This window comes from Aphanizomenon sp. CS-733/32 (assembly GCF_028330045.1).
Lineage (GTDB): Bacteria > Cyanobacteriota > Cyanobacteriia > Cyanobacteriales > Nostocaceae > Dolichospermum > Dolichospermum gracile.
In genome coordinates this window covers 1-3,582 of record NZ_JAQMSE010000044.1, presented here as the reverse complement: position 1 = coordinate 3,582, position 3,582 = coordinate 1, and the positions used below count along the sequence as shown (strand labels likewise).

Here is a 3,582-nt window from a genome sequence, read left to right as displayed (position 1 = left end):
GCAGCCTACAAAACAAAAAACAAATCTCAAAACCAAAGAACCGTGGGGCGCACGGTCTTAAAGCTCAGTTAATGTCCTCATAGAGGAGTCACTGAGAAGCCCACACTCACCTGAAAGGGAGTGTGTGGAGTACGTCACTTTTGTAGGTTATTGAGGCGCGGGGATACTACTTTAAACTAAAATTTAGGGTTCTACCGCTCCCTTGATGATTTTCCCGGAAAAATATGGCGCAAACCCTGATCATGATTAGGTTTGAGGCTTTAATATTCCTCAAAAATAGCGATTCCTAGGTCACGCTAGTTCCCTCTGGGACGCAATGCGTTCGCTATCGCTTATTAATTTAGATTAAACCCGTGTACAGCAACGTTTTTAGACACCTAAAAGGGATGTTTGATCATAAGGGAAACGGTAGAACCAAATTTAGTTAGATCACCCGGATTTCTCACCAAAATTCTCAAACCCTTATAAAATCTGGATTCTGGAGTTTCACCCTACATCAAAAGTCAACTCCGTAAAAAATGCCTGAAACCGATTCTCTATCCGGGTTATACAACTTGCGATTACATTATCTGTGAGAAATACGGGAGCAAAGGTTTCAGGCTTAATAGCTTTTTCTGTACACTTGAGCCTAAAATTTCGTCAGGAGAAATATCAAGATGGTTCAGTCTATTGCGGCCAAGGATGTGACGCTACGGGAATTAAAGCAAAATTTTGGCATTCAAATCGTTCAAGATGCTACTTTTTTTCCTGAGTGGTTGGGTGGACTTGAGGCTTTGAACAAAGAAGAGCAACATTTATTAGATCGGGTGAAGGCTAATTTTTTAGAATTGATGGATGATCCCCCAATGCTAGAAAATACGGTGAAGATGGTGGTACTTGCGCCCTTGTTAGATTTAGCTGGTTTTTATCATAAACCGTTTAGGATTGAAACAGAAACGGGTGTGGCTTTAGAAATGGAGGATGAAGGAACGATTATTCGGGGGCGGATTGATGTTTTGGTGTTAAAAAATCGGCTTTGGTTGTTGGTAATTGAATCAAAACGGAGTGATTTTGCGGTGACACGCGCAATTCCTCAAGCTTTGGCTTATATGTTGGGTAATGAGGAAACTGTGCTACCAACCTTTGGCATGATTACCAATGGTAATGAGTTTTTATTTTTAAAGCTATTGGAACATAAATATGCTAATTCACGGCTGTTTTCTCTGGTAAATCCTGATAATGAGCTTTATAGTGTATTACAGGTATTAAAACGTTTGGGAATGGAGGCGATAGCGAACGCATTGCGTCCCGAAGGGAACTAGCGCGACCTAGGAATCGCTGATTGGAATTAGACAATACTCACAACACCCCTGAGCGCGTTCAAATACAATTTGTCGTAGATTAGTAGGAATATAAGTTTTACTCATGCACCTTGTTGTAACTTGAGCAAAGCTTGAGCCTTAGCAAGACGTACCAAATGCTCAATAAACTCATAATGTATCCCTAAATTCCACCAATATAATAAAAGTAGATTTTCACAAGAGGAAACCTGTAGGCTAGGAAAAACCTGACAAAATTGTTAAATTAGTTGTGAGAATATAACTAACTAGAATTTAGGTTCTCCGTGAGTTCAATGATAGATTTTGGACGCATGAGGTAATCTGCACACTTAAATTATCTTCTCTCATTATAGGATCAATCATTCTGTTGAGTTCTCTTATATGCTGCTGTTGGGTTGCGCTGTCGCTTAACCCAACCTAAAATTCTGTAATGCCTACTGTCGCGCCATAATAGTCCGCATTTCAGCTTCCCGATCTTGAATCAAATCGCCACTAACATCCACCATCACACTATAAATGCCCCAACTCCATACCCCTTCCAAATCAGCTTCTGATACACACCATGAAAAATAATGGTTTTTATAATCATCAGCATTAACGCTTCTTGGTATTTTCCTTAAGTCAGGTTTTTCTGTAACCCGAACCAACTTACTTGACACTTCAATATTTTGTGCCAATCTAACTTTTTTTGCTTGTTCTTTTAATTTTTTCTCATTTTGTCGCTTAATTCGGTCTTCTTTTTTACTCATCTGATTCTGGTTCATTCCAAATTCCAGAATGATATTCAAAAATTGCATCTCTAGTTATTTCATTATTACAGATTGCCATAGCTGGTAAATCACCTCTTGCATTTATCCAAGGATATTCTTGGTGATTGATATCACTAAGTTGCTGTGCTGTATAATCCCCATAAAAATCTAAGACCTTATCTATATTCTCTTTTTCGCTATCTGTAAGCGCATTGCTATTCCCTTCAGTAAAAGATTCCTTATTGACCTTAAACTTACCTTTATGAACGTTATACAAATCTCGAACTACTGCTCCGTTAGCCCAAGCCTCAATTCTTTCTTCAAACAACTCAGACTCGTCCCATACTAAATTCCATGCTTGACTGTAATAGACAAGCTTTTGAAGTTTCATTGATGTAATTTCACCCTTTTTTTCAAGGATATAACTAGCAACATCAAATACTGTAGCCATATTAGTTCCTCAAACAAACTACTATTATCGTTGATAATAAAATCAAATTTCGACTTTATATAAGTTCTATAGAAGTCATATTAAAGTGTATTACTTGGATAAGTCTATTATAACCGTGAATCATCATATCACCTTGCTAGTATAAAATTACCATAAATCACTAATATATGTCAAGCCCCATTGGTCGCACAATCTTATGTGAGTTGAGAAACAGGATATTGTTCAATTGTAAGCATATAGCCAATGCTATAATTCGTAGAGAAATTGAGCGTATTTGTCGTTCTAGAGGCTACGAACCTGTAATCATTTGTACTCCAGAAGAACTTATAGAGAGGTAAAATCTATGTGGGAAGATCCAATTTTAGAAGAAATTCGTCAGACGAGGGAAGCACATTCTCGACAATTTAACTACGATTTAAAGGCAATTTATCAAGATTTAAAAGCACAAGAAAAGAAAAGCAAGAGACAATTTATATCTTATACTCCCAAAAAGATTAGTTTAGTATAATCGCTTTTGTCCGGCAAATGACTCCGGGGAAGGTAGTTCCGGGTTTGTATTCACGCAGAGACATAAATCTAAACTCTTGAGAATATTTAATTTTTAACAAAAACCCCGAAGTTCTATATCCTCTTTAGGACAGGTTTAAAATCAGCAACGTTGCAAAAGGTCTGGTGATTTAAGACGATATCCCAGACCGTGCATGGTTTCATTTTTGATTGTTTTACCCTATTTCATTAATCCAATGTTGAATAACATTGAGTAAGTTTGGTTGATTGGGAAAACCTTTTAATGGTGCGTCTAGAGGTTGTTCTGTGATAAAGGCAATCTGTAAGACATCTGTGAGTTTATTGCAGAATTTGATCATTTCTTGATTTGGTTCGCAGTTGTTGATAATTAAGGCTAGGTTTTCGGTTTGTAGATTGAATTTTGATTTTCAATATATTTTCGTAACGTTGAGATAGTTACCCCACCACAACTAGCTACAAAATAAGACCCATTCCAAAAAACATCTTTCCAATAAATTTTGGCTAAATGTTCCGAAAATTCTTGGCGTAACTTCCT

Annotated in this window: 6 protein-coding genes; 2 read left to right on the top strand and 4 right to left on the bottom strand. The window is 37.1% G+C overall.

The window, feature by feature from the left end; all coding sequences use genetic code 11:
- Positions 1-656: 656 nt before the first annotated feature.
- On the top strand, positions 657-1,301 hold the full coding sequence (locus PN471_RS04025; protein WP_271775759.1) for a type I restriction enzyme HsdR N-terminal domain-containing protein: 645 nt from the start codon (positions 657-659) through the stop codon (positions 1,299-1,301).
- A 452-nt stretch (positions 1,302-1,753) separates the two neighbouring features.
- On the opposite strand, the gene PN471_RS04020 is transcribed toward PN471_RS04025, so the two are convergent.
- On the bottom strand, positions 1,754-2,068 hold the full coding sequence (locus tag PN471_RS04020; protein WP_271775758.1) for a hypothetical protein: 315 nt from the start codon (positions 2,066-2,068) through the stop codon (positions 1,754-1,756).
- Positions 2,061-2,519: a Panacea domain-containing protein gene (locus PN471_RS04015; RefSeq protein WP_271775757.1), complete on the bottom strand. Its 459-nt coding sequence runs from the start codon at positions 2,517-2,519 to the stop codon at positions 2,061-2,063. The genes PN471_RS04020 and PN471_RS04015 overlap by 8 nt, the downstream gene beginning before the upstream one ends.
- Before the next feature lie 343 nt (positions 2,520-2,862).
- On the opposite strand from PN471_RS04015, the gene PN471_RS04010 reads away from it, so the two are divergent.
- Positions 2,863-3,027, top strand: a complete 165-nt coding sequence (locus tag PN471_RS04010) for a hypothetical protein (RefSeq protein ID WP_271775756.1) — start codon at positions 2,863-2,865, stop codon at positions 3,025-3,027.
- 214 nt (positions 3,028-3,241) lie between these two features.
- Here PN471_RS04010 and PN471_RS04005 read toward each other — a convergent pair whose 3' ends face one another.
- Both PN471_RS04005 and PN471_RS04000 read right to left on the bottom strand, forming a co-directional pair.
- Positions 3,242-3,385, bottom strand: coding sequence for an NACHT C-terminal alpha/beta 1 domain-containing protein (locus PN471_RS04005; RefSeq protein WP_271775755.1), 144 nt, complete (start codon positions 3,383-3,385; stop codon positions 3,242-3,244).
- Positions 3,386-3,420: 35 nt separating this feature from the next.
- Positions 3,421-3,582, bottom strand: a 162-nt coding sequence (locus PN471_RS04000) for a transposase (RefSeq protein WP_271775760.1), incomplete at its 5' end; no start/stop codon positions are given.

Coding starts and splice junctions, on each gene's coding strand:
- PN471_RS04015 (WP_271775757.1), bottom strand. CDS start 2,519: ATGGCTACAGTATTTGATGTTGCTAGTTATATCCTTGAAAAAAAGGGT.
- PN471_RS04025 (WP_271775759.1), top strand. CDS start 657: ATGGTTCAGTCTATTGCGGCCAAGGATGTGACGCTACGGGAATTAAAG.
- PN471_RS04010 (WP_271775756.1), top strand. CDS start 2,863: ATGTGGGAAGATCCAATTTTAGAAGAAATTCGTCAGACGAGGGAAGCA.
- PN471_RS04005 (WP_271775755.1), bottom strand. CDS start 3,385: ATGATCAAATTCTGCAATAAACTCACAGATGTCTTACAGATTGCCTTT.
- PN471_RS04020 (WP_271775758.1), bottom strand. CDS start 2,068: ATGAGTAAAAAAGAAGACCGAATTAAGCGACAAAATGAGAAAAAATTA.